The sequence below is a fragment of the Microbacterium shaanxiense genome, assembly GCF_054779995.1.
The window spans coordinates 328,092-347,170 of sequence record NZ_BAAGXE010000004.1 but is presented as its reverse complement, the minus strand read 5'-3'; the positions used below and the strand labels follow the sequence as shown (position 1 = coordinate 347,170).

Below are 19,079 nucleotides of genomic sequence, written 5' to 3'. Positions count from 1 at the left end.
TCGATCTCAGTCCGCGACCTGGATGCCGACCCCGGCGGCCAGGGCCGGGGCGAGCTGCTGCACCTGGAACGTGGTGAGCGTGGTGCCGCGAAGGCCGTTCGTGTCCGTGAACGCGATGGCGTCGAGTCCGCGCAGGTCGACGTCGCTCGCCCTGAGCCCACGCGGGTCGATCTCGTCGCTGCGGCAGTCGTCGAAGAGCACGCGGGTGAGTTCGGCCTGCGGCATGTCGAGGGTGCGGATCGTGCATCCGGCGAACAGCAGATCGGTGCCCTTGGCGCCGCCGAGGTTGAGGTAGTCCACGCGCAGATCGCGCAGTTCGAGCTCATCGATGCGGGCACCGCTGAGGTCGAGGGTTCCTATGCGGCCGCCGGAGATGCGCAGGCGACGGATGCCGGAGTTGCGCAGACTCAGCGATGCGATGCGAACCCGGGTCATCTCGACATCGAGGATCGTGGCACCGACCAGATCGACGCCGTCGGTGTCAGCGGCGATGACGCACTGCTCGAGCGAGGCGTAGGCGAGGTCGACCGTGCCGGAGAGGTCGAGTCGCGCGGCCAGCAGATCCGCACTGCGTGCGGGCGCGGCATCGGCGAGATGGGGCGGGATGTCAGGGGCGGAGACACGAGGAGCGGCGGGGGAGTCGGAGCGGGGCACTCCTCGAGCGTATGCGGTGGTGCGGACACGCCACGACGCCTCAGCCGCACGCGTTCGTTGCGCGGCGTGCACGTTCTTCGGAGAACTGCGGCTTCTTCGGAACTGAAGCATTGGATGGCTCCGAAGAACGTGCAATTCTCCGGTACGGGCGCATGCGTCAATAGCTCTGCACCGTCGACGATCCGTGGGATCGCTCCACCGTTCCTGTGATCTCACCGGGCACGTCTGCCGGCTGCAAGGCAGAATCACCGGATGCTGTATCCCACTGCCAGCCTCCCCGTCGAGCTCGTCGTGGAGCTGGGCGGCGTCGTTCGTACGCAACGCTTGCGCGCACAGGGTGTGAGCCGCACTGCCCTGGAACGTGAGGTGGACGCCGGCCATCTCATCCGGATTCGCCGAGGGTGGGTGGCGACGAAAGATGCCGACCCGGTGCTGGTTGCTGCGGCTCGTACCGGTGTGGTGGTCACCTGCATCTCGCAAGCAGCCCGCCTCGACCTGTGGGTGCACGAGAAGCCGGACAGATTCCACGTCGGCGCGGATCCGCATGGCTCGGGCGGCAAGACCGAGCGCGCGCATGTGCACTGGTCTGAGCCCATGCTGCCGCGGCATCCTGATGCCCTCGTCGATCCGATCGAGAATGTACTCGCGCTCGTGGCCGACTGCGAACCGTTCGAACGCGCGCTGGCCACTTGGGAGTCCGCTCTGAACAAGGGACTGGTGACGGTTGCCGGTCTCGCCGAGTATCCCTGGAAGGGGGCGGCACGCAATCTGCTCAATCGGGCCAGTCCTTTCGCCGACGCCGGAACCGAGACCTATATCCGTGAGCGCCTGGGCTGGTTGAAACTCCGACTGCTGATTCAGACGTGGATAGCGGGGCACCGCGTCGATGTGCTCATCGGCGGCCGGCTCGTGCTGCAGATCGACGGGAAACATCACGTCGGTGCCCAGCGCAGCGAGGATATCCGGCACGATGCGGAACTCCGTCTCATGGGTTACCACGTGATCCGCGTCAGCTATCAGCAGCTGATGCACGATTGGCCTGCTGTGCAGGATCTGATCATGCGGGCCGTGGCGCAGGGGCTGCACCTCGCAAGTTGAGGTCTGGGTCTGAGGACTGAACACCGAGCACTAACTTCGGAGAAGTGCGGCTTCTTCGGAGCTGAAACAGTGGATGGCTCCGAAGAACGTGCAATTCTCCGACCGAAGCGCACAACTGCGACGCACCGTTCGCCGCGCGCCGCCGCGTACAATGGATTCACACGCGTTGATCCGGCCATCACCGGGGAGCTCTCGGAAGAACAGCCGCAAGGCCCAGTAGAACCGAGCGGGGCAGGCCCGTCATCGCCGCAGTGAGAGTGGCAGTGCCGTGAGGCACCGCACGCGAGGTGGTACCGCGGTCCGAGAGGATCGTCCTCGCACGGAGCATCCGCCACGAGCACTGCGAGCACACATGACCTACCCCAGAATCTCATCCTTCGGCCCGGCCGCCGATGTCGTCCCCAGCCCTCGATTCCCGCAGATCGAGCGCGAGGTGCTCGACTTCTGGGAGCAGGACGACACCTTCCGCGCGTCCATCGCCCAGCGCGAGGGCGCCGAGGAGTGGGTCTTCTACGACGGCCCTCCGTTCGCCAACGGTCTGCCGCATTACGGCCACCTGCTCACCGGATACGCCAAAGACCTCTTCCCGCGTTTCCAGACCATGATTGGCAAGAAGGTCGATCGCGTCTTCGGCTGGGACACGCACGGTCTGCCCGCTGAGCTCGAGGCAATGAAGCAGCTCGGCATCACCGAGAAGAGCGAGATCGAGGCCATGGGCATCGACGTCTTCAACGCGAAGGCGCGCGAGTCCGTGCTCACCTACACGGACCAGTGGCAGGACTACGTCACCCGCCAGGCGCGCTGGGTCGACTTCGAGCGCGGGTACAAGACGCTCGACACGAACTACATGGAGAGCGTGCTCTGGGCATTCAAGACCCTGTACGACAAGGGCCTCGCGTACGAGGGGTATCGCGTGCTGCCGTACTGCTGGCGCGACGAGACTCCGCTCAGCGCTCACGAGCTGCGCATGGATGACGACGTCTACAAGATGCGTCAGGACCCTTCGGTCACTGTCACGTTCCCCCTCACCGGCGCGAAGGCCGAGTCGCTCGGACTCACCGGCGTGCGCGCTCTCGCGTGGACGACGACCCCGTGGACGCTGCCGACCAACCTCGCGCTCGCCGTGGGGCCGGAGATCGAGTACGTCGTCCTTCCCGCTGGCCCTGCCGGAGCTGCGGACGTCCACAACGAGGGCGAGACGGTCGAGGCATCGGCTCATCGCTACCTGCTCGCGCGCGACCTGCTCGCCGGCTACGCCAAGGATCTCGGCTACGAGACGGCAGCGGATGCTGCGGCCGCCGTCGACGCGACCGTCATGGGCGCGCAGCTGCAGGACGTCACCTACGACCGGCTGTTCGACTACTACGCCGACACCGAGACCTACGGCACCGAGAACGCCTGGCGCATCCTCGCGGATGACTACGTCACCACCACGGACGGCACGGGCATCGTCCATCAGGCTCCGGCCTACGGTGAGGACGACCAGCGCGTGGCTGGGGCGGCCGGCATCCCCACGATCATCTCGCTCGACGACGGCGGGCGTTTCCTGCCCAACGTCACCGATGTCGCCGGCCAGCTGTGGATGGACGCGAACCGTCCGCTCATCCGTCAGCTCAAGGACGAGGGCCGCCTCGTCCGCGAAGCGAGCTACGAGCACTCCTACCCGCACTGCTGGCGGTGCCGGAACCCCCTGATCTACAAGGCCGTCTCGAGCTGGTTCATCCGCGTGACAGACATCAAGGACAAGATGCTCGCGAACAACGAGCAGATCACCTGGGTGCCCGAGAACGTCAAGCACGGTCAGTTCGGCAAGTGGCTCGAGGGCGCGCGCGACTGGTCGATCAGCCGCAACCGCTATTGGGGCTCGCCGATCCCGATCTGGAAGAGCGACGATCCTGAGCACCCTCGCGTCGACGCCTACGGCTCGCTGGAAGATCTGGAGCGCGACTTCGGAACCCTTCCGCGCAACCCGGAGGGCGAGGTCGACCTGCACCGGCCGTACATCGACGAGCTGACGCGCCCCAACCCCGACGACCCCAGCGGGAAGTCGACCATGCGGCGCATCGAAGACGTCTTCGACGTCTGGTTCGACTCCGGATCGATGCCGTACGCGCAGGTGCACTACCCGTTCGAGAACCAGGAGTGGTTCGACTCGCACTCACCCGCCGATTTCATCGTCGAGTACATCGGGCAGACCCGTGGCTGGTTCTACCTGATGCACGTGCTGTCGACCGCCCTGTTCGACCGGCCGGCGTTCACCGGCGTCAGCTGCCACGGAATCGTGCTGGGCAGCGACGGCTACAAGATGTCGAAGTCCCTGCGCAACTACCCGGACGTCTCGGAAGTGCTCGATCGCGACGGATCCGACGCGATGCGCTGGTTCCTGATGTCGAGTTCCGTGCTGCGCGGCGGCAACCTCGCCGTCACGGAGGAGGGCATCCGCGCCGGCGTGCGCGAGTTCCTGCTGCCGCTGTGGAGCTCGTGGTACTTCTTCGCCACGTACGCGAACGCCTCGGACGGCGGCTACGAGGCCGAGTGGCGCACCGACTCGACCGACGTGCTCGACCGGTACATCCTGGCGCGCACCGGCGACCTCGCCCGAGAGGTACGCGCCGATCTCGAAGGGCTCGACTCGACCACGGCATCCGCTCGCCTCCGCGACTTCGCCGAGGTGCTGACCAACTGGTACATCCGCCGCTCGCGCGACCGCTTCTGGACCGGCGTGACCGACGACCCGAAGAGCCGCGAGGCATTCGACACGCTGTACACCGTGCTCGAGACGCTCACCCGCGTCGCCGCACCTCTCGTGCCGCTGATCAGCGAGCGGGTGTGGCAGGGGCTCACAGGCGGGCGCAGCGTGCACCTGACCGATTGGCCGGATGCCGACGCCTTCCCCGCCGCGGATGACATCCAGGGCGCAATGGATGCTGTGCGCGAGCTCTCCAGCGTCGGCAACGCCCTGCGCAAGAAGGAGAAGCTGCGCGTTCGTCTGCCGCTCGCGCGTTTCAGCGTCGTCTCGCCTCTGGCCGGTTCGCTGGGCCAGTTCGAGGACATCCTCCGCGACGAGCTGAACGTGAAGTCGGTGGAGCTCGTGCAGCTCACCGAGACGGCAGCGGTCGAGTACGGCATCAGCCACCGGCTGAGCGTCAACGCTCGCGCAGCAGGACCTCGTCTGGGCAAGCAGGTGCAGCACGTGATCGCCGGCGCCAGGGCCGGGCTCTGGGAGGAGAAGGACGGCACGGTCATCGTCGACGGCATCGCGCTCGAGCCCGCCGAGTACGAGCTCGAGCTCGAGACGACAGGACGGCCGGAGGGCGAGGCGCTCGCGATCGTGCCGAGCGGCGGCTTCGTACTGCTCGATACGCAGACCACGCCCGAACTCGAATCCGAGGGCATGGCCCGTGACGCGATCCGCGTCGTGCAGGAGGCTCGGAAGAACGCCGGTCTCGATGTCAGCGACCGCATCGTGCTGGCGCTCAACGTCTCGCCGGAGAACGCCGACGCGTTGCGCTCGCACGCCGACCTGATCGCAGGGGAGACGCTCGCCATCGCCTTCGCCGTGCAGCCGACGGACGACATGGACGAACTGGTGAAGGACGTCACCAACCCCGGCGACGGCGTGTTCCGCACCGGGGCCACGGCGCTCGGGTCGGACAAGTCGGCGATCATCGTGACGATCGACTCCCACATCGAAGGAGCATCCGCATGAACGACCGCGCACGCGCAGACGCCGTCTACGAGGCGCTGCTGAGCAGGGCGGGGGAGCGGTGGGTGCAGCCGCGCAAGGAGCGCACCGCTCGCATCCTCGAACTCCTCGACGACCCGCAGAAGACGTACCGGGTCATCCACATCACCGGTACCAACGGCAAGACGTCGACCGCTCGGATGATCGAGAGCCTGCTGCGCGCCCACGGATTGCGCACCGGGCTGTTCACGAGCCCGCATCTGGAGCGCTTCACGGAGCGGATCATGATCGACGGGGAACCGGTCGAGGACGGCGCGATCGCCGATGCGTGGGACGAGATCGAGCCCTTCGTGTCCATCGTGGATGCCGAGCTCCAGAAGACCGGCGATGCGCCCCTGACGTTCTTCGAGCTGCTCACGGTGCTGGCGTTCGTCGCGGCATCGGATGCTCCGGTCGATGTCCTCGTGCTCGAAGTGGGCATGGGCGGCTCGTGGGATTCCACGAACACCGCCGACGGAGACGTCGCGGTGTTCGCGCCGATCGCCATCGATCATGCCGACAGGCTCGGCGACACGATCACTGCGATCGCGGAGGTCAAGGCCGGGATCATCAAGGACGGCGCCGCCGTGGTGTCGGCCCAGCAGCCCGCAGAGGCCGCTGAGGTGCTGCGCCGGGTCGCCGCGGAGAAGAATGCGACGATCGCGTTCGAGGGCGATGAATTCGGCCTGACGGAGCAGAAGCTCGCGGTCGGCGGCCAGCTGCTGACGATACGCGGCCTCGCCGGCGCCTACGTCGAGGAGTACCTGCCGCTGTACGGCGCGCATCAGGGGCACAACGCGGCCCTCGCCGTGGCGGCCGTCGAATCGTTGATCGGCGCGGGCTCTCAGCACATCGCGGGCGACATCATCACCGAGGGCCTGCAGGGGGCGACCTCCCCTGGACGACTCCAGCTGCTGGGAATCGCGCCGACGGTCGTCGTCGACGCGGCCCACAACCCGCACGGCGCCAAGGCGCTGGCCCAGTCGCTCGACGACAGCTTCGACTTCGACGAGTGGGGGCTCGTACTCGGCATCCTCGCGGACAAGGATGCCGCGGGCATCATCGCCGAACTCGCACCGGCTGCGGCTCACGTGTTCGCGACCGCGCCCGAGACCGAGCGCGCGAGCGACGCCGACGCGATCGCCGACCTCGTCGAGGCCGCAGGGCACCGCGCATCCGTGCACCCCTCACTGGCCGACGCCGCGGACGCGGCGCGCGAGTGGGCCGCCACGTCGGAGCGTCGCGCCGTCGTGATCGCAGGGTCAATCGTGCTCGCAGGCGAGGCGATCGCGCTGGCGGAGGAAGAGGACTGGAAGTCGGGGTGGCGCGCATGAGCGACGCCCCGGCGCCGCGACCGGCCCGTGCGCCGCGCACGCTGGTGCAGAAGCTCGCCCCGATCGTGCTGGGATTCGAAGCCATCGTCGTGCTGCTCGTCGGGCTCACGATCTTCGGCCTGAACTCCCTGCCGTGGGGCCTGCCGCAGTGGTGGGCGATCATCGGAGGCATCATCGTGGCGCTCGCGATGGTGGCCGTCGCCGGGATGATCACAAGGCCCTGGGCGATCAGCGCCGGTTGGGTGCTGCAGGTGATCGTGGCGCTGTCCGCGTTCTTCGTGCCCGCCATCCTGCTCGTCGTGCTGGTTTTCGGAGGCATGTGGGCGTATGCGACGATCATGGGGGCCCGTCTGGACGCACGACGTCCGGCGGAGCAGAGCCGACTGACCGAAGAAACCGATACTCACACAGAGAGCGATTGACATGGCCACCGAAGAAACACTCGTCCTCGTCAAGCCCGACGGCGTCGCCCGCGGCCTCACCGGCGCGATCCTCGCCCGGATCGAGGCGAAGGGATACGCACTGGTCGACATCCGCCTGGTCGAGCCCGACCGCGATGTGCTCGCCGAGCACTACGCCGAGCACGAGGGCAAGCCGTTCTACGAGCCGCTGCTCGAATTCATGATGTCCGGCCCGTCCGTGGCGATCCGGCTGGCGGGCAACCGCGTGATCGAGGGCTTCCGTTCGCTCGCGGGCACCACCGATCCCACGAGTGCCGCGCCGGGCACGATCCGTGGCGACTTCGGCCGCGACTGGGGCCTCGCCGTGCAGCAGAACCTCGTGCACGGCTCCGACAGCCCCGAGTCCGCCGCACGCGAGCTCGGAATCTGGTTCGACTGACCTTCTACGAGCTCAGCCCGAAACACGAAGCCCGTCGCACTCCTGCGCAGGAGTCGGCGGGCTTCGTCGTAGGGTCTTGCTGCCTCAGAACAGGATCTTCGCCATCTCGCCGAGGAAGTCGAGACCCTGCAGCTGCGCCATCAGCACGATGAGTGCGAAGGCGAGGATCGTGGCGAGCGGAACCCATGGCATCAGACGCCCCGCGCGATCGTGCATCTTCTCGGAACCGCCGAAAGTGCCGTTGCGGAGCAGATGCACCATCGTGGCGAAGAAGGTCGGGATCGTCACCGCCCACGTCACCATGCACCAGGGGCACAGCACGAACAGGTCGTAGAGGCTCTGCGCGATCAGCCAGCAGACGAACCCGAACGCGAAGGTGATGCCGGCACCGAAAAGGGCCCAGAACCACCGCGGGAAGCGGGCGCCGGCGAGAACGGCCACGCCCACCACGAGCGGCGCCATCCATCCGGTGAGGCCGATCAGCGGGTTGGGGAAACCGAAGACAGCCCCCTGCCAGGACTGCAGGTTCGTGCTGCACTGGATGAAGGGGCTGAGATCGCAGGCGAGCGCGTCCTGGGGGTTCTCCAGCAGCGCGAACTTCTCCACGGTGAGCTGGAACGCGGCCCACCAGCCGATCACACTGGCGATGATCAGCCAGATTCCGAAGCCGACGGGGCGGGTGCGCTGCTCGCTCATGAGTGCGATTATCTCAGCGGATCCTATGGATCCCCAGGCCCGCCGCACCGGGCGAACCCGTAGGTGCTCCGCCGCGCAGAAGTGAGCGGATGCCGCGAACTGCTCGACAAGGTGCGATAATGACATCTGATGCATCGCGCGGCGCCGCCGCAAAACGCATCGACGCAGACTTCGGGGTCCAATGCCCCTCGCGATCAGAGCCATGAGCCGGTCGCAAACCGAGTGAGTTCGCGGCACCCGCGGGTGTCGCATGAGATTTCGCGGAGCACCCGGTGCTCCGCGCAGGGAGTTAGCCAGAGATGGCCGATGAGAACAATGACAACAACACCCCTACCCTCGACGCGCACACGGAGGCTCCGGTAACACCGGAGGAGACGCTCCCCGCGCCGGACACGGTCGCTGAGACCGAGTCCGACGGCGCGGTCTCCGAGGTGGTCGAGCCGGTCGCCGACGCGGCTGAGCCTGCCGAGCCTGCCGACGACGCGGTTCCCGCCATTGAGGCTGAGCCCGCCGTTGAGGCTGAGCCCGCCGTTGAGGCTGAGCCCGCCGTTGAGGATGAGCCCGCCCCTGAAGCGGAGCCCGCCGAGAAGGCCGAAGCCAGCGTCGACGAGGCGCCGGCCGCGCCGAAGAAGCCCGAACCGGTCACCGCGGTGACGCTCGGTCTGATCCCCGAGGTCTTCGTCTCGCAGGTCTCGACCCAGCTGCGGTTCTATGCGCCCGAGATCGTTCCGCTGCCCGCACTGCCCGGCCGTCGTGAGAGCGATTCGCGAGGCGACTCCCGCGGAGGACGCGACCGCGACGTCCGCGACAGCGATGAGGACGAAGCGCCGTCGGCACGCCGCGGACGTCGTCGCCGGGGCGGCAGCAACGACGGTGACGATCAGCGCGACGAGCCGCGTCAGCGTCAGCGCGCGGTCGAGTACATCACCGAGCCGAAGGCCATCAAGGGGTCGACTCGGCTCGAGGCGAAGAAGCAGCGCCGTCGCGACGGTCGGGATGCAGGGCGTCGCCGTCCGGTCGTGACCGAGGCGGAGTTCCTCGCACGTCGCGAGTCCGTCGACCGCAAGATGGTCGTGCGGTCCAAGAACTCGCGCACCCAGATCGGCGTGCTCGAGGACGGCGTGCTCGTCGAGCACTACGTCGCCCGCAACCAGGACGCATCGCTGATCGGCAACGTCTACCTCGGCCGCGTGCAGAACGTGCTGCCGAGCATGGAGGCGGCCTTCGTCGACATCGGTCGCGGCCGCAACGCGGTGCTCTACTCCGGCGAGGTCGACTGGGACGGTGTCGAGACCGGCAACCAGCCACGTCGCATCGAATTGGCGCTCAAGCCGGGCGATCGCGTCCTCGTGCAGGTCACGAAGGACCCGGTGGGCCACAAGGGCGCCCGTCTCACGAGCCAGATCTCCCTCCCTGGCCGCTACCTCGTGTACGTGCCCAACGGGTCGATGAACGGCATCTCCCGCAAGCTCCCCGACAACGAGCGCGCCCGCCTCAAGCGCATCCTCAAGGAGGTGCTGCCGGAGTCCTCCGGCGTCATCGTGCGCACCGCTGCGGAAGGGGCCACCGAGGACCAGCTGACGCGCGACGTGCAGCGCCTCACCACCCAGTGGGAGCACATCCGCAAGCAGGTCGAGAACCAGTCGGCGCCGTCGCTGCTGCACGCCGAGCCTGACCTTCTCGTCAAGATCGTCCGTGACGTCTTCAACGAGGACTTCACGAAGATGCTGATCCAGGGCGAGGATGCTCAGCAGACCATCCGTGCGTACCTGGAGAGCGTCGCACCTGACCTGCTCGAGCGCGTCGAGCCCTACGAGGACGAGACCGATCCGTTCGATGCGTTCCGCATCACGGAGCAGATCGAGAAGGCGCTGGACCGCAAGGTGTGGCTGCCCTCCGGAGGCTCGCTCGTCATCGACCGCACCGAGGCGATGACCGTCGTCGACGTCAACACCGGCAAGTTCGTCGGCTCGGGCGGCAACCTCGAAGAGACGGTCACCAAGAACAACCTCGAGGCTGCGGAGGAGATCGTCCGTCAGCTGCGACTGCGCGACATCGGTGGCATCATCGTCGTCGACTTCATCGACATGGTGCTCGAGTCCAACCGCGACCTCGTGCTCCGCCGCCTGATCGAATGCCTCAGCCGCGACCGCACCAAGCACCAGGTCGCCGAGGTCACCTCGCTCGGCCTCGTGCAGATGACGCGCAAGAAGCTCGGCCTCGGTCTGCTCGAGACCTTCAGCGAGCCGTGCGAGGTCTGCGCGGGTCGCGGCGTGGTCGTCCACCACGACCCGGTGGTCAAGCACCGCACGAGCTCGGGCAACGGCGGATCGTCGAGCAACCGCCGTCAGCGCGGAGGCAACGGTCAGCAGAGCCAGGGCGCTCAGGTATCGAGCACGGCGACTCACAGCATCCCCGAGGGAGCCAAGACGGCGCTCGCGCAGATCGCAGCCTCGACGCGCGCGCCCAGCGGCGACGCCGTCGCCGAGCCGACGCCGGTCGTCGAACCCGAACAGCCCGTAGCAACCGAGAGGCCGAAGAAGCCCCGCAAGAAGCGCTCGTCCGAGCGCGGCAAGGCGGCGCCGAAGACGCAGGCCGAGCAGCTGCTCGACTCGGTGCTGGATGCCCTTCCCGAGCCGAAGGCCCCCGGTCAGGGCCGCAACAGGCGCCGGGTGACGACGGCGGCGCTCACTGGCACCCCGGTGTCAGTCAACTCGTCGGCGACCGCGGTCGCGAGCGGGGATCCGGAGTCCTGAGGCGATCAGCCTCCTCGTGAGCTCTTTTCCACCGACGTGCACAGCGCCGGCGGCGATGAGCCGGGGGAGGGCATCGGCGGGAACGTCGTAGTGATCCAGGTCGAAGGCGCGAGCCGGAAGGTCGTTCGCGAGCGCGAAAGCGTGCAATTCCTCGAGGCTGTGCTCGCTGACCAGGTGCGCCCAGAGCCGTCCGTGTGCGGGCCAGATGGGGTCATCGATCAGAACGGTCACTCGGCGATCCTACGGCTCCGGACACGCGGTCCGGCTCGCTTTGCGGCTGGGCCATCTATCCGGTAAAGTTGTCCTTTGGTGCGCGAGCTGAGTCGTCCCCACGGGCGGCGCCGTACAACCGGGCTCGCACCCGTCGGACTTGCGACGAACGCAGGCACAGTCTTCCCGTGAGATTTACGGAGCCGTGAGCTCCCCAACGAAACAGGTATGAAGTGGTTTACGCAGTAGTGCGCGCCGGTGGACGGCAGGAGAAGGTCGAGGTCGGCACGATCGTTCAGCTCGACCGTGTCAAGGCGGCCCAGGGCGAGAAGATCGAGCTGGCAGCAGTGCTCCTCGTCGACGGCGCCACGGTGACCACCGACGCCGACAAGCTCGCGAAGGTCAAGGTGACCGCCGAGGTCATCGGAAACCTCCGCGGCCCGAAGATCATCATCCAGAAGTTCAAGAACAAGACCGGCTACAAGAAGCGCCAGGGCCACCGTCAGGACCTCACGCGCGTCAAGATCACCGGCATCAAGTAAGCACAGAAGAGGCTCAGGACATGGCACACAAAAAGGGCGCAAGCTCCACCCGCAACGGTCGTGACTCCAACGCCCAGCGACTTGGCGTGAAGCGCTTCGGCGGTCAGCAGGTCAGCGCAGGCGAGATCATCGTCCGTCAGCGCGGCACCCACTTCCACCCCGGCGTCAACGTCGGCCGTGGCGGTGACGACACGCTGTTCGCTCTTGAGGCGGGCGCTGTCGCATTTGGCGCGAAGGGCGGCCGCAAGGTCGTCAACATCGTCGCCGCTGCTGCCGAGTAATCGCAGCACAGCACACATCCGGTTCGGGGCGGGCTTCGGCTCGCCCCGTCCGCGTATCTGAGGGGTAATCCAGACATGGTCTCGTTCGTCGACACGGTGACGCTGCATCTGCGCGCCGGCAAGGGCGGCAACGGCTGTGTCTCCGTTCACCGTGAGAAGTTCAAGCCCCTCGGAGGTCCCGACGGCGGCAACGGCGGCAACGGCGGCGACATCGTGCTCGTCGCCGACGCCCAGACCGGCACGCTGCTGTCGTACCACCACTCGCCGCACCGCAAGTCCGCCAACGGCGGCTTCGGCATGGGCGATCACCGCTCCGGTTTCGACGGCGAAGCACTGGAGCTTCCGGTGCCGGTGGGCACCGTCGTCAAGACCACCGACGGCGAGGTCCTCGTCGACCTGGTCGTCCCCGGCGATCGCTTCGTGGTCGCGCAGGGCGGACGCGGTGGGCTCGGAAACGCCGCCCTGGCCACCACCAAGCGCAAGGCTCCCGGTTTCGCGCTGCTCGGCACTCCCGGCTTCGAGGGCGACATCGTCCTCGAGCTCAAGACGGTCGCAGACGTCGCGCTCGTCGGATACCCGTCCGCCGGCAAGTCGAGTCTGATCGCCGCGGTCTCCGCCGCTCGCCCCAAGATCGCCGACTACCCGTTCACGACGCTGCACCCGAACCTCGGTGTCGTCCAGGCGGGCGAAGCCCGGTACACGGTCGCCGACGTGCCCGGTCTCATCGAAGGCGCGAGCGAAGGACGCGGTCTCGGACTCGAGTTCCTCCGCCACGTCGAGCGCTGTTCCGCGCTGCTGCACGTGCTCGACTGCGCGACCCTCGAGCCCGGCCGCGACCCGATCTCGGATCTTGACGTCATCCTCGGCGAACTCGCCGCCTACGAGGTGCCGGAGGGGCAGACCCCTCTGCTCGAGCGCCCGCAGCTGGTGGCCCTCAACAAGGTCGACGTTCCCGAAGCGCGCGACCTCGCCGACCTGGTGCGTCCCGAACTCGAGGCCCGCGGATTCCGCGTCTTCGACATCTCGACCGTGTCGCACGAGGGCCTGCGCCCTCTGACATTCGCACTGGGTGAGATCGTCGAGAAGCACCGCGCCGAGGCAGCGGTCGAGGTTCCCGCGGAGCGGGTCGTCATCCGCCCCAAGGGTTCGGAGAAGCCGTTCACGATCCGCGTCGAGGGCGGCTCATACGGCACGTACTACCGCATCCTCGGCGAGAAGCCGGTGCGCTGGGTGCAGCAGACCGACTTCCAGAACGAGGAGGCCGTCGGGTACCTCGCGGATCGTCTCGAGCGTCTCGGCGTCGAGACCGAGCTGTTCCGTCTGGGCGCGACCCCCGGCGCAACCGTCGTCATCGGCGAGGGCGAGGGGCTCGTGTTCGACTGGGAGCCGGCCATGTCGTCGGCCGCGGAGCTCATGACCGCCCCGCGCGGCACCGACCCGCGTCTTGCCCCGAACGCCCGCCGCACGACGACCGAGCGTCGCGAGAAGTACTACGAGCGGATGGACGCCAAGGCGGCGATCCGTGCCGAGCAGGATCTGAAGCGACGTGTCACGGTCGAGGAGGACTTCGACGGAGACGGCGCATGACCGCACGCACGCGCGCAGAGCTGGCGACGGCCGAGCGCATCGTGGTGAAGGTCGGTTCCTCGTCGATCAGCGGTGAGTCCTCGTGGCGCATCCCGATGATCGTCCACGCCCTGGCGTCGGCGCATGCGCGCGGATGCGAGATCGTACTCGTCTCATCGGGCGCCATCGCGACCGGCATCCCCTTCCTCGACCTGGATGCCAGGCCCACCGACCTCGCGACGCAGCAGGCGGCGGCCGCCGTGGGGCAGAACATCCTCGTCTACCGCTACCAGGAGGCCCTGCGGCCGTTCAAGGTCGTCGCCGGGCAGGTGCTGCTCACCACCGGTGACCTCGAGAACCCGACATCGCGCAGCAACGCACGGCGGGCGATGGAACGACTGCTCGGCTTGCGGATCCTTCCGATCGTGAACGAGAACGACACGGTCGCGACCCAGGAGATCCGCTTCGGCGACAACGACCGTCTCGCGGCTCTGGTCGCCCAGCTCATCCAGGCGGATGCGCTGGTGCTGCTCAGTGACATCGAAGCGCTCTACACGAAGCCGCCGACCGAACCGGATGCAGAGCCGATCGAACTGATCGCCGCGGACGCGGATCTTGCCGGTCTCGAGTTCGGGGCGACCGTCGTGAACAGCGTCGGGACGGGTGGCGCGGCCACCAAGGTGTCCGCTGCGCGGCTGGCCGCGGCATCCGGGATCGGTGTGCTCGTCACGAGCGCCGACCTCGTCGCCGAGGCACTCAAGGGTCACGACATCGGTACGTGGTTCGAACCGCTGGTGACCGCCGCGGACTGAGACGTCATCGAGCGCTCTGCCGCCGACGGCCGTCGGTAGAATGACCGGATGATCGATGCCGCGTCAGAGACCACTTCTTCGACCGAGCCCTCTGGGACGTCCGAGTCGTCGGAGGCCCTCCTCCCGGTGGCGACGGAGGAGACCGCGCAGGACCGTCTCGCACGAGCCAAAGAGGCATCCCGTGAGACCGCGCGACTGACCAGCGACGACAAGGCACGCGCGCTGGAGGCGATCGCACGGGCGCTCGAGGCGAACAGCGCCGTCATCATCGCGGCCAACGCGCGCGACATCGAACGCGGTCGCGCCGATGGCATAGGGGAAGGGCTGATCGATCGCCTGCGCCTCGACGAGAAGCGCGTCGCCGCTCTCGCGTCGGCGGTGCGGGACGTGGCCGCCCTCGCGGACCCGGTCGGACAGGTCGTGGGCGGACATCGCATGCCGAACGGCGTCGCTCTCGAACAGGTTCGGGTGCCCTTCGGCGTTGTCGGGGCGATCTACGAGGCGCGTCCCAATGTCACGGTCGACATCGCGGCCCTGGCACTGCGCTCGGGCAACGCCAGTGTGTTGAGAGGCGGAAGCGCCGCCCGCGATTCCAACACGGTCCTGGTGCGCGTGATGCGCGATGCGCTCGCGGGCGCCGGCGTCACGCCGGAGGCGATCCAGACGGTCGACGACTTCGGTCGGGACGGCGCGAAGGCGCTCATGCGCGGCCGTGGATTCATCGATGTGCTCGTGCCGCGTGGAAGCGCATCCCTGATCGAGACCGTCGTCACGGAGTCGATCGTGCCGGTGATCGAGACCGGAGCGGGCAACGTGCACATCGTGCTCGACGAATCGGCGCCGGACGACTGGGCCAGGGAGATCGTCGTGAACGCCAAGGTGCAGCGCCCCAGCGTCTGCAATGCCGTGGAGACGGTGCTCGTGCTGCGGCAGGCGGCACCCCATCTCGTCCCCATGGTCGCCAGCGCACTGCACAGCGAGGGCGTCGCGATCCACGGCGACGACATCGTCGCAGGGATGGTGGCGAACATCATCCCCGCCACCGAGGAGGACTGGGCCACCGAGTACCTCAGCCTCGACATCGCGATGAAGGTCGTCGACACTCTCGACGATGCACTCGCGCACATCCGCCGCTACAGCACGGGGCACACGGAGTCGATCGTGACGACCGACTCCCGCAACGCCGAGCGGTTCCTCGCCGAAGTCGACTCCGCGGTCGTCATGGTGAACGCGTCCACACGGTTCACCGACGGGGGTGAATTCGGATTCGGCGCGGAGGTCGGCATCTCCACCCAGAAACTGCATGCGCGTGGTCCGATGGGCCTCGCCGAGCTGACGAGCACGAAGTGGCTGGCGCGTGGGTCGGGTCAGACACGCGCCTGAGAGATAGGATGGGGGAGCGTCTTCTCGCAACCGGTCACGAAACGGAGTCAGGATGAACCTCGTCGCACAGATTGCGATGGCTGCAGCCGAAACTGAGCACCACGGGAACGTGGCGATGGAGACCCTCATCTTCGGCGTCATCGCCGCGGCACTGTTCGCACTGCTCGGCCTCGTCACGTTCTCGTACCGCAACGTCGCGAACCGTCACTCCGCCAAGGCCGAGGCCTGGGCCGAGAAGCACGGCAAGGACGGCCACGGGGCAGGGCACGGCCACTAGGGCGTATGGAGACCACGACCACGCGCGCCCCGAGAATCGGAGTGATGGGCGGAACCTTCGACCCGATCCACCACGGGCACCTGGTCGCGGCGAGCGAGGTCGCGCACTCCTTCGACCTCGATGAGGTGGTGTTCGTCCCCACCGGTCATCCCTGGCAGAAATCGAACGTCACCCCGAGCGAGCACCGTTATCTCATGACGGTCATCGCCACCGCCTCGAACCCGCAGTTCACGGTGAGCAGGGTCGACATCAATCGTGACGGTCCCACCTACACGATCGACACTCTGCGAGATCTGAAGCAGGAGCGCCCCGATGCGGAGCTGTTCTTCATCACCGGAGCCGATGCCATAGCGCAAATTCTCAGTTGGAGGGACCATGATGAGTTGTGGGAGTTGGCCCACTTCGTCGCGGTATCCCGTCCAGGACACGTCCTCAGCACAGATGGACTGCCGAGCGAGAACGTCAGCCAATTGGAGGTCCCGGCCCTCTCGATCTCGTCGACAGCCTGTCGCGAACGGGTAGGCGATGATCAGCCGGTCTGGTATCTCGTCCCCGATGGGGTCGTTCAGTACATAGCAAAGCATCATCTGTATCGGAGCAAGGCATGAGCACATCGGATCAGCAGGGGAGAGCGCCGCTGACCCGCAAGCAGCTGCGGGAGATCCGTCTCACCGGCACCACGCCGGTGATCAGCGAGGAAGAGGCGGCGGCAGCCGCGGCCGAAGCGCAACCTGCCCCGGTCGTTCCCGTGCCCCGACCCGCTCAGCCCGTGGATGTCCCGCCCGCGCCGACCCCCGATGGCGACGTCGATCTGAACGATGCCCCGCTGACCCGTCGTCGGGCTCGCGAGCAGGAGCGCATCCGCACCGCGTCCGTTCCCGTGATCACGGATGACGAAGCGGCATCGGCCGAGCAAGCGCAGCAGGCGGAGAAGGACGATGCCCCTGACGACGAGGTCGTCTCGGGTGTGCCTTCGTTCGCCAAGCCCGGCACGGAGCAGCAGATCTCCGCTGATGCCGGCGACGACGACGACCAGGACGACCTCGATGAAGAGGCCATCGACATCGTGCCCGTGAGCGCGGCCGTCGCCGCGGACTCCGTCGGCGAGATGCCCCTCGACGCCGACGAAGACGCGGACGAAGCCGCCGTCGACATCGAGCAGGCCGCCGAGCAAGAGGGCGATGTCGCCCCGATCAGCGCCTCGACTCCCGATGCGAGCGGTGACGACGACGAGCAGGAGGCCGACGACCTTCCCGTCGCCGAACCGGTCGAGACGGGCGAGAACCACGTCGTCAGCCCGACGTTCGGAAACGGATTGCTCGCGGAGAAGAGCGAGGTGCCGTCGTTCGCGCCTTCGTTCGACGAGCTCATCACCGCGGACTCCGGCGGTTCCCAGCACCTCGCTCCGAACACGCTGATCTTCACCCCGTCGCCAGGAGAAGGGTCCCTCTCGGGACCGGTCGCCTCGACGGGCGAGATCCTCGTGACGGGCAGTTACGAGCTTCCGCGCGGGATCGGCTCGCAGGGGCACGCGCACGGCACTGCAGACGGCAAAGAGTCGGATGCGGTCCTCATCGATGGAGAGCTGCCACCGGCATCCTCCCCGACGCCGATCGCGGCGAGTTCTGCGATCAGCACGATCAAACCTGCCGGTGAGGTCATCCGACCGCCGGCGCCTGAAAAGGGCAACAAGCTCATGCTGATCTTGGCGATCACCGCCGGCGGGCTCGCGCTCGCTCTGGCGGTGGCGCTCATCGTCGCATTCACCACGAATATATTCAATTGATGCAATCACCTGAAAACGCCGAGGAGATGCTGCAGCTCGCAGCATCCGCCGCCATCTCCAAGGGCGGGGAGGATCTCGTCGCGCTGAACGTGTCGGAGCCGCTTCCGCTCGTGGACATCTTCCTCATCGTCACCGGCAACAGCGAGCGCAACGTCGCCGCCATCGCCGATGAGATCGAGGACAAGCTCATCGAATCGGGGCACAAGCGCGTCCGTCGCGAGGGACGCCAGGAGGCCCGCTGGGTGCTTCTGGACTTCGGCGATCTCATCGTGCACGTGTTCCACTCGGAAGAGCGGGTCTACTACGGCCTCGAGCGCCTCTGGAAGGACTGCCCGGTCGTTCCGATCGACGTGTCCGAGCCCGCGGTCGACCGCCCCTGACGTGGTTCCGCTGCTGACATGACGGTGCACCTGATCACCGGTGCCGGATCGGGCATCGGCGCGGCGCTGGCTCGCCGACTGCTGGATCGAGGCGACGAGCTCGTGCTCTTCGCGCGGGATGCAGGGCGTGCGCGAGAGATCGCTGCGCAGTTCCCCGGCGCGTCGACCCTGGTCGGCGATCTGGCGCAGCCGGGCCGTATCTCCTGGGCGTTGTCGAAGCAGAATCTTCCCGAACGCATCGACTCACTCATCCACGTGGCTGGCGTCGTCGATCTGGGGAGCGTCGCCGATCTCTCACCGACGCTGTGGGAGCGGCAGCTCGCCGTCAACCTGGTCGCTCCGGCGGAACTCACCCGCCTGCTCCTTCCCGTGCTGCGGGTCTCGCGCGGGCAGGTGGTGTTCGTCAACTCCGGAGCGGGCCTGCGCGCTCACGCGGACTGGTCCGCCTACGCCGCCTCGAAGCACGGCCTCAAGGCTCTCGCTGATGCCCTAAGGGCGGAGGAGGCCGAGAACGGGGTGCGCGTGACGTCGGTGTTCCCCGGGCGCACGTCCACGCCCATGCAGGCCCGTGTGCACAGGCAGGAGGGGCGCGAGTACGATCCCGAGCTCTTCATCGATCCCGACTCCGTGGCGACCACGATCCTCACCGCTCTCGATCTGCCGCGCGATGCGCAGATCGTCGACCTCTCGGTGCGGCCGGCCGGTGGCGGACGGCAGAGCCTGCCTTCTTGACAGTCTGA

19 protein-coding genes are annotated in these 19,079 nt (G+C 67.5%); 16 read left to right on the top strand and 3 right to left on the bottom strand.

Going from position 1 to position 19,079, the window contains the following annotated elements; translation table 11 throughout:
- Positions 1–6: 6 nt before the first annotated feature.
- Positions 7–654: a pentapeptide repeat-containing protein gene (locus tag ACYVG2_RS15115; RefSeq protein ID WP_460781733.1), complete on the bottom strand. Its 648-nt coding sequence runs from the start codon at positions 652–654 to the stop codon at positions 7–9.
- Positions 655–945: 291 nt separating this feature from the next.
- Between ACYVG2_RS15115 and ACYVG2_RS15110 the strand changes: the two genes are divergently transcribed.
- The 5 genes from ACYVG2_RS15110 to ndk all read left to right on the top strand — a co-directional run bounded on the left by ACYVG2_RS15110 (position 946) and on the right by ndk (position 7,650).
- The gene (locus ACYVG2_RS15110; RefSeq protein ID WP_460781732.1) at positions 946–1,752 is read left to right on the top strand and encodes a DUF559 domain-containing protein; all 807 of its coding nucleotides are present in this window, start codon (positions 946–948) and stop codon (positions 1,750–1,752) included.
- 352 nt (positions 1,753–2,104) lie between these two features.
- On the top strand, positions 2,105–5,461 hold the full coding sequence (gene ileS / locus ACYVG2_RS15105; protein WP_460781731.1) for an isoleucine--tRNA ligase: 3,357 nt from the start codon (positions 2,105–2,107) through the stop codon (positions 5,459–5,461).
- Positions 5,458–6,810, top strand: coding sequence for a bifunctional folylpolyglutamate synthase/dihydrofolate synthase (locus ACYVG2_RS15100; protein WP_460781730.1), 1,353 nt, complete (start codon positions 5,458–5,460; stop codon positions 6,808–6,810). The genes ileS and ACYVG2_RS15100 overlap by 4 nt, the downstream gene beginning before the upstream one ends.
- Positions 6,807–7,232 carry a DUF4233 domain-containing protein gene (locus tag ACYVG2_RS15095; RefSeq protein WP_460781729.1) on the top strand — a complete coding sequence of 142 codons (426 nt, stop codon included), beginning with the start codon at positions 6,807–6,809 and terminating at the stop codon, positions 7,230–7,232. The genes ACYVG2_RS15100 and ACYVG2_RS15095 overlap by 4 nt, the downstream gene beginning before the upstream one ends.
- Before the next feature lies 1 nt (position 7,233).
- Entirely contained in the window at positions 7,234–7,650 is a 417-nt protein-coding gene (gene ndk / locus ACYVG2_RS15090) for a nucleoside-diphosphate kinase (protein WP_448965842.1), read from the top strand.
- A gap of 84 nt (positions 7,651–7,734) precedes the next feature.
- On the opposite strand, the gene ACYVG2_RS15085 is transcribed toward ndk, so the two are convergent.
- Positions 7,735–8,346, bottom strand: a complete 612-nt coding sequence (locus tag ACYVG2_RS15085) for a vitamin K epoxide reductase family protein (protein ID WP_460781728.1) — start codon at positions 8,344–8,346, stop codon at positions 7,735–7,737.
- Between the two features lie 299 nt (positions 8,347–8,645).
- Between ACYVG2_RS15085 and ACYVG2_RS15080 the strand changes: the two genes are divergently transcribed.
- Positions 8,646–11,102 carry an Rne/Rng family ribonuclease gene (locus ACYVG2_RS15080; protein ID WP_460781727.1) on the top strand — a complete coding sequence of 819 codons (2,457 nt, stop codon included), beginning with the start codon at positions 8,646–8,648 and terminating at the stop codon, positions 11,100–11,102.
- Here ACYVG2_RS15080 and ACYVG2_RS15075 read toward each other — a convergent pair.
- Complete coding sequence (locus ACYVG2_RS15075) at positions 11,052–11,333, bottom strand: DUF4031 domain-containing protein (protein WP_460781726.1); 282 nt, start codon at positions 11,331–11,333, stop codon at positions 11,052–11,054. The two genes, ACYVG2_RS15080 and ACYVG2_RS15075, sit on opposite strands and share 51 nt — an antisense overlap.
- 212 nt (positions 11,334–11,545) lie before the next feature.
- On the opposite strand from ACYVG2_RS15075, the gene rplU reads away from it, so the two are divergent.
- The 10 genes from rplU to ACYVG2_RS15025 all read left to right on the top strand — a co-directional run bounded on the left by rplU (position 11,546) and on the right by ACYVG2_RS15025 (position 19,071).
- A complete protein-coding gene (rplU, locus tag ACYVG2_RS15070; protein ID WP_033107562.1) occupies positions 11,546–11,854 on the top strand; it encodes a 50S ribosomal protein L21 in 309 nt (102 codons plus the stop codon).
- 20 nt (positions 11,855–11,874) lie between these two features.
- On the top strand, positions 11,875–12,135 hold the full coding sequence (rpmA, locus tag ACYVG2_RS15065) for a 50S ribosomal protein L27 (protein ID WP_033107563.1): 261 nt from the start codon (positions 11,875–11,877) through the stop codon (positions 12,133–12,135).
- 75 nt (positions 12,136–12,210) lie between these two features.
- Positions 12,211–13,722, top strand: coding sequence for a GTPase ObgE (gene obgE / locus ACYVG2_RS15060; RefSeq protein ID WP_460781725.1), 1,512 nt, complete (start codon positions 12,211–12,213; stop codon positions 13,720–13,722).
- A complete protein-coding gene (gene proB / locus ACYVG2_RS15055; protein WP_460781724.1) occupies positions 13,719–14,513 on the top strand; it encodes a glutamate 5-kinase in 795 nt (264 codons plus the stop codon). Before obgE ends, proB begins: the two co-directional genes overlap by 4 nt.
- Before the next feature lie 48 nt (positions 14,514–14,561).
- Positions 14,562–15,896, top strand: a complete 1,335-nt coding sequence (locus ACYVG2_RS15050; protein ID WP_460781723.1) for a glutamate-5-semialdehyde dehydrogenase — start codon at positions 14,562–14,564, stop codon at positions 15,894–15,896.
- 52 nt (positions 15,897–15,948) lie between these two features.
- Positions 15,949–16,173: a hypothetical protein gene (locus ACYVG2_RS15045; protein WP_448965835.1), complete on the top strand. Its 225-nt coding sequence runs from the start codon at positions 15,949–15,951 to the stop codon at positions 16,171–16,173.
- A 5-nt stretch (positions 16,174–16,178) separates the two neighbouring features.
- Positions 16,179–16,781 (top strand): nicotinate-nucleotide adenylyltransferase, encoded by a 603-nt coding sequence (nadD, locus tag ACYVG2_RS15040; protein WP_448965834.1) that lies wholly within the window; start codon positions 16,179–16,181, stop codon positions 16,779–16,781.
- Positions 16,778–17,959 carry a hypothetical protein gene (locus ACYVG2_RS15035; RefSeq protein ID WP_460781722.1) on the top strand — a complete coding sequence of 394 codons (1,182 nt, stop codon included), beginning with the start codon at positions 16,778–16,780 and terminating at the stop codon, positions 17,957–17,959. The genes nadD and ACYVG2_RS15035 overlap by 4 nt, the downstream gene beginning before the upstream one ends.
- The gene (gene rsfS, locus ACYVG2_RS15030) at positions 17,959–18,339 is read left to right on the top strand and encodes a ribosome silencing factor (RefSeq protein ID WP_448965832.1); all 381 of its coding nucleotides are present in this window, start codon (positions 17,959–17,961) and stop codon (positions 18,337–18,339) included. The genes ACYVG2_RS15035 and rsfS overlap by 1 nt, the downstream gene beginning before the upstream one ends.
- Positions 18,340–18,357: 18 nt before the next feature.
- Positions 18,358–19,071: an SDR family oxidoreductase gene (locus ACYVG2_RS15025; RefSeq protein WP_460781721.1), complete on the top strand. Its 714-nt coding sequence runs from the start codon at positions 18,358–18,360 to the stop codon at positions 19,069–19,071.
- Positions 19,072–19,079: the final 8 nt, after the last annotated feature.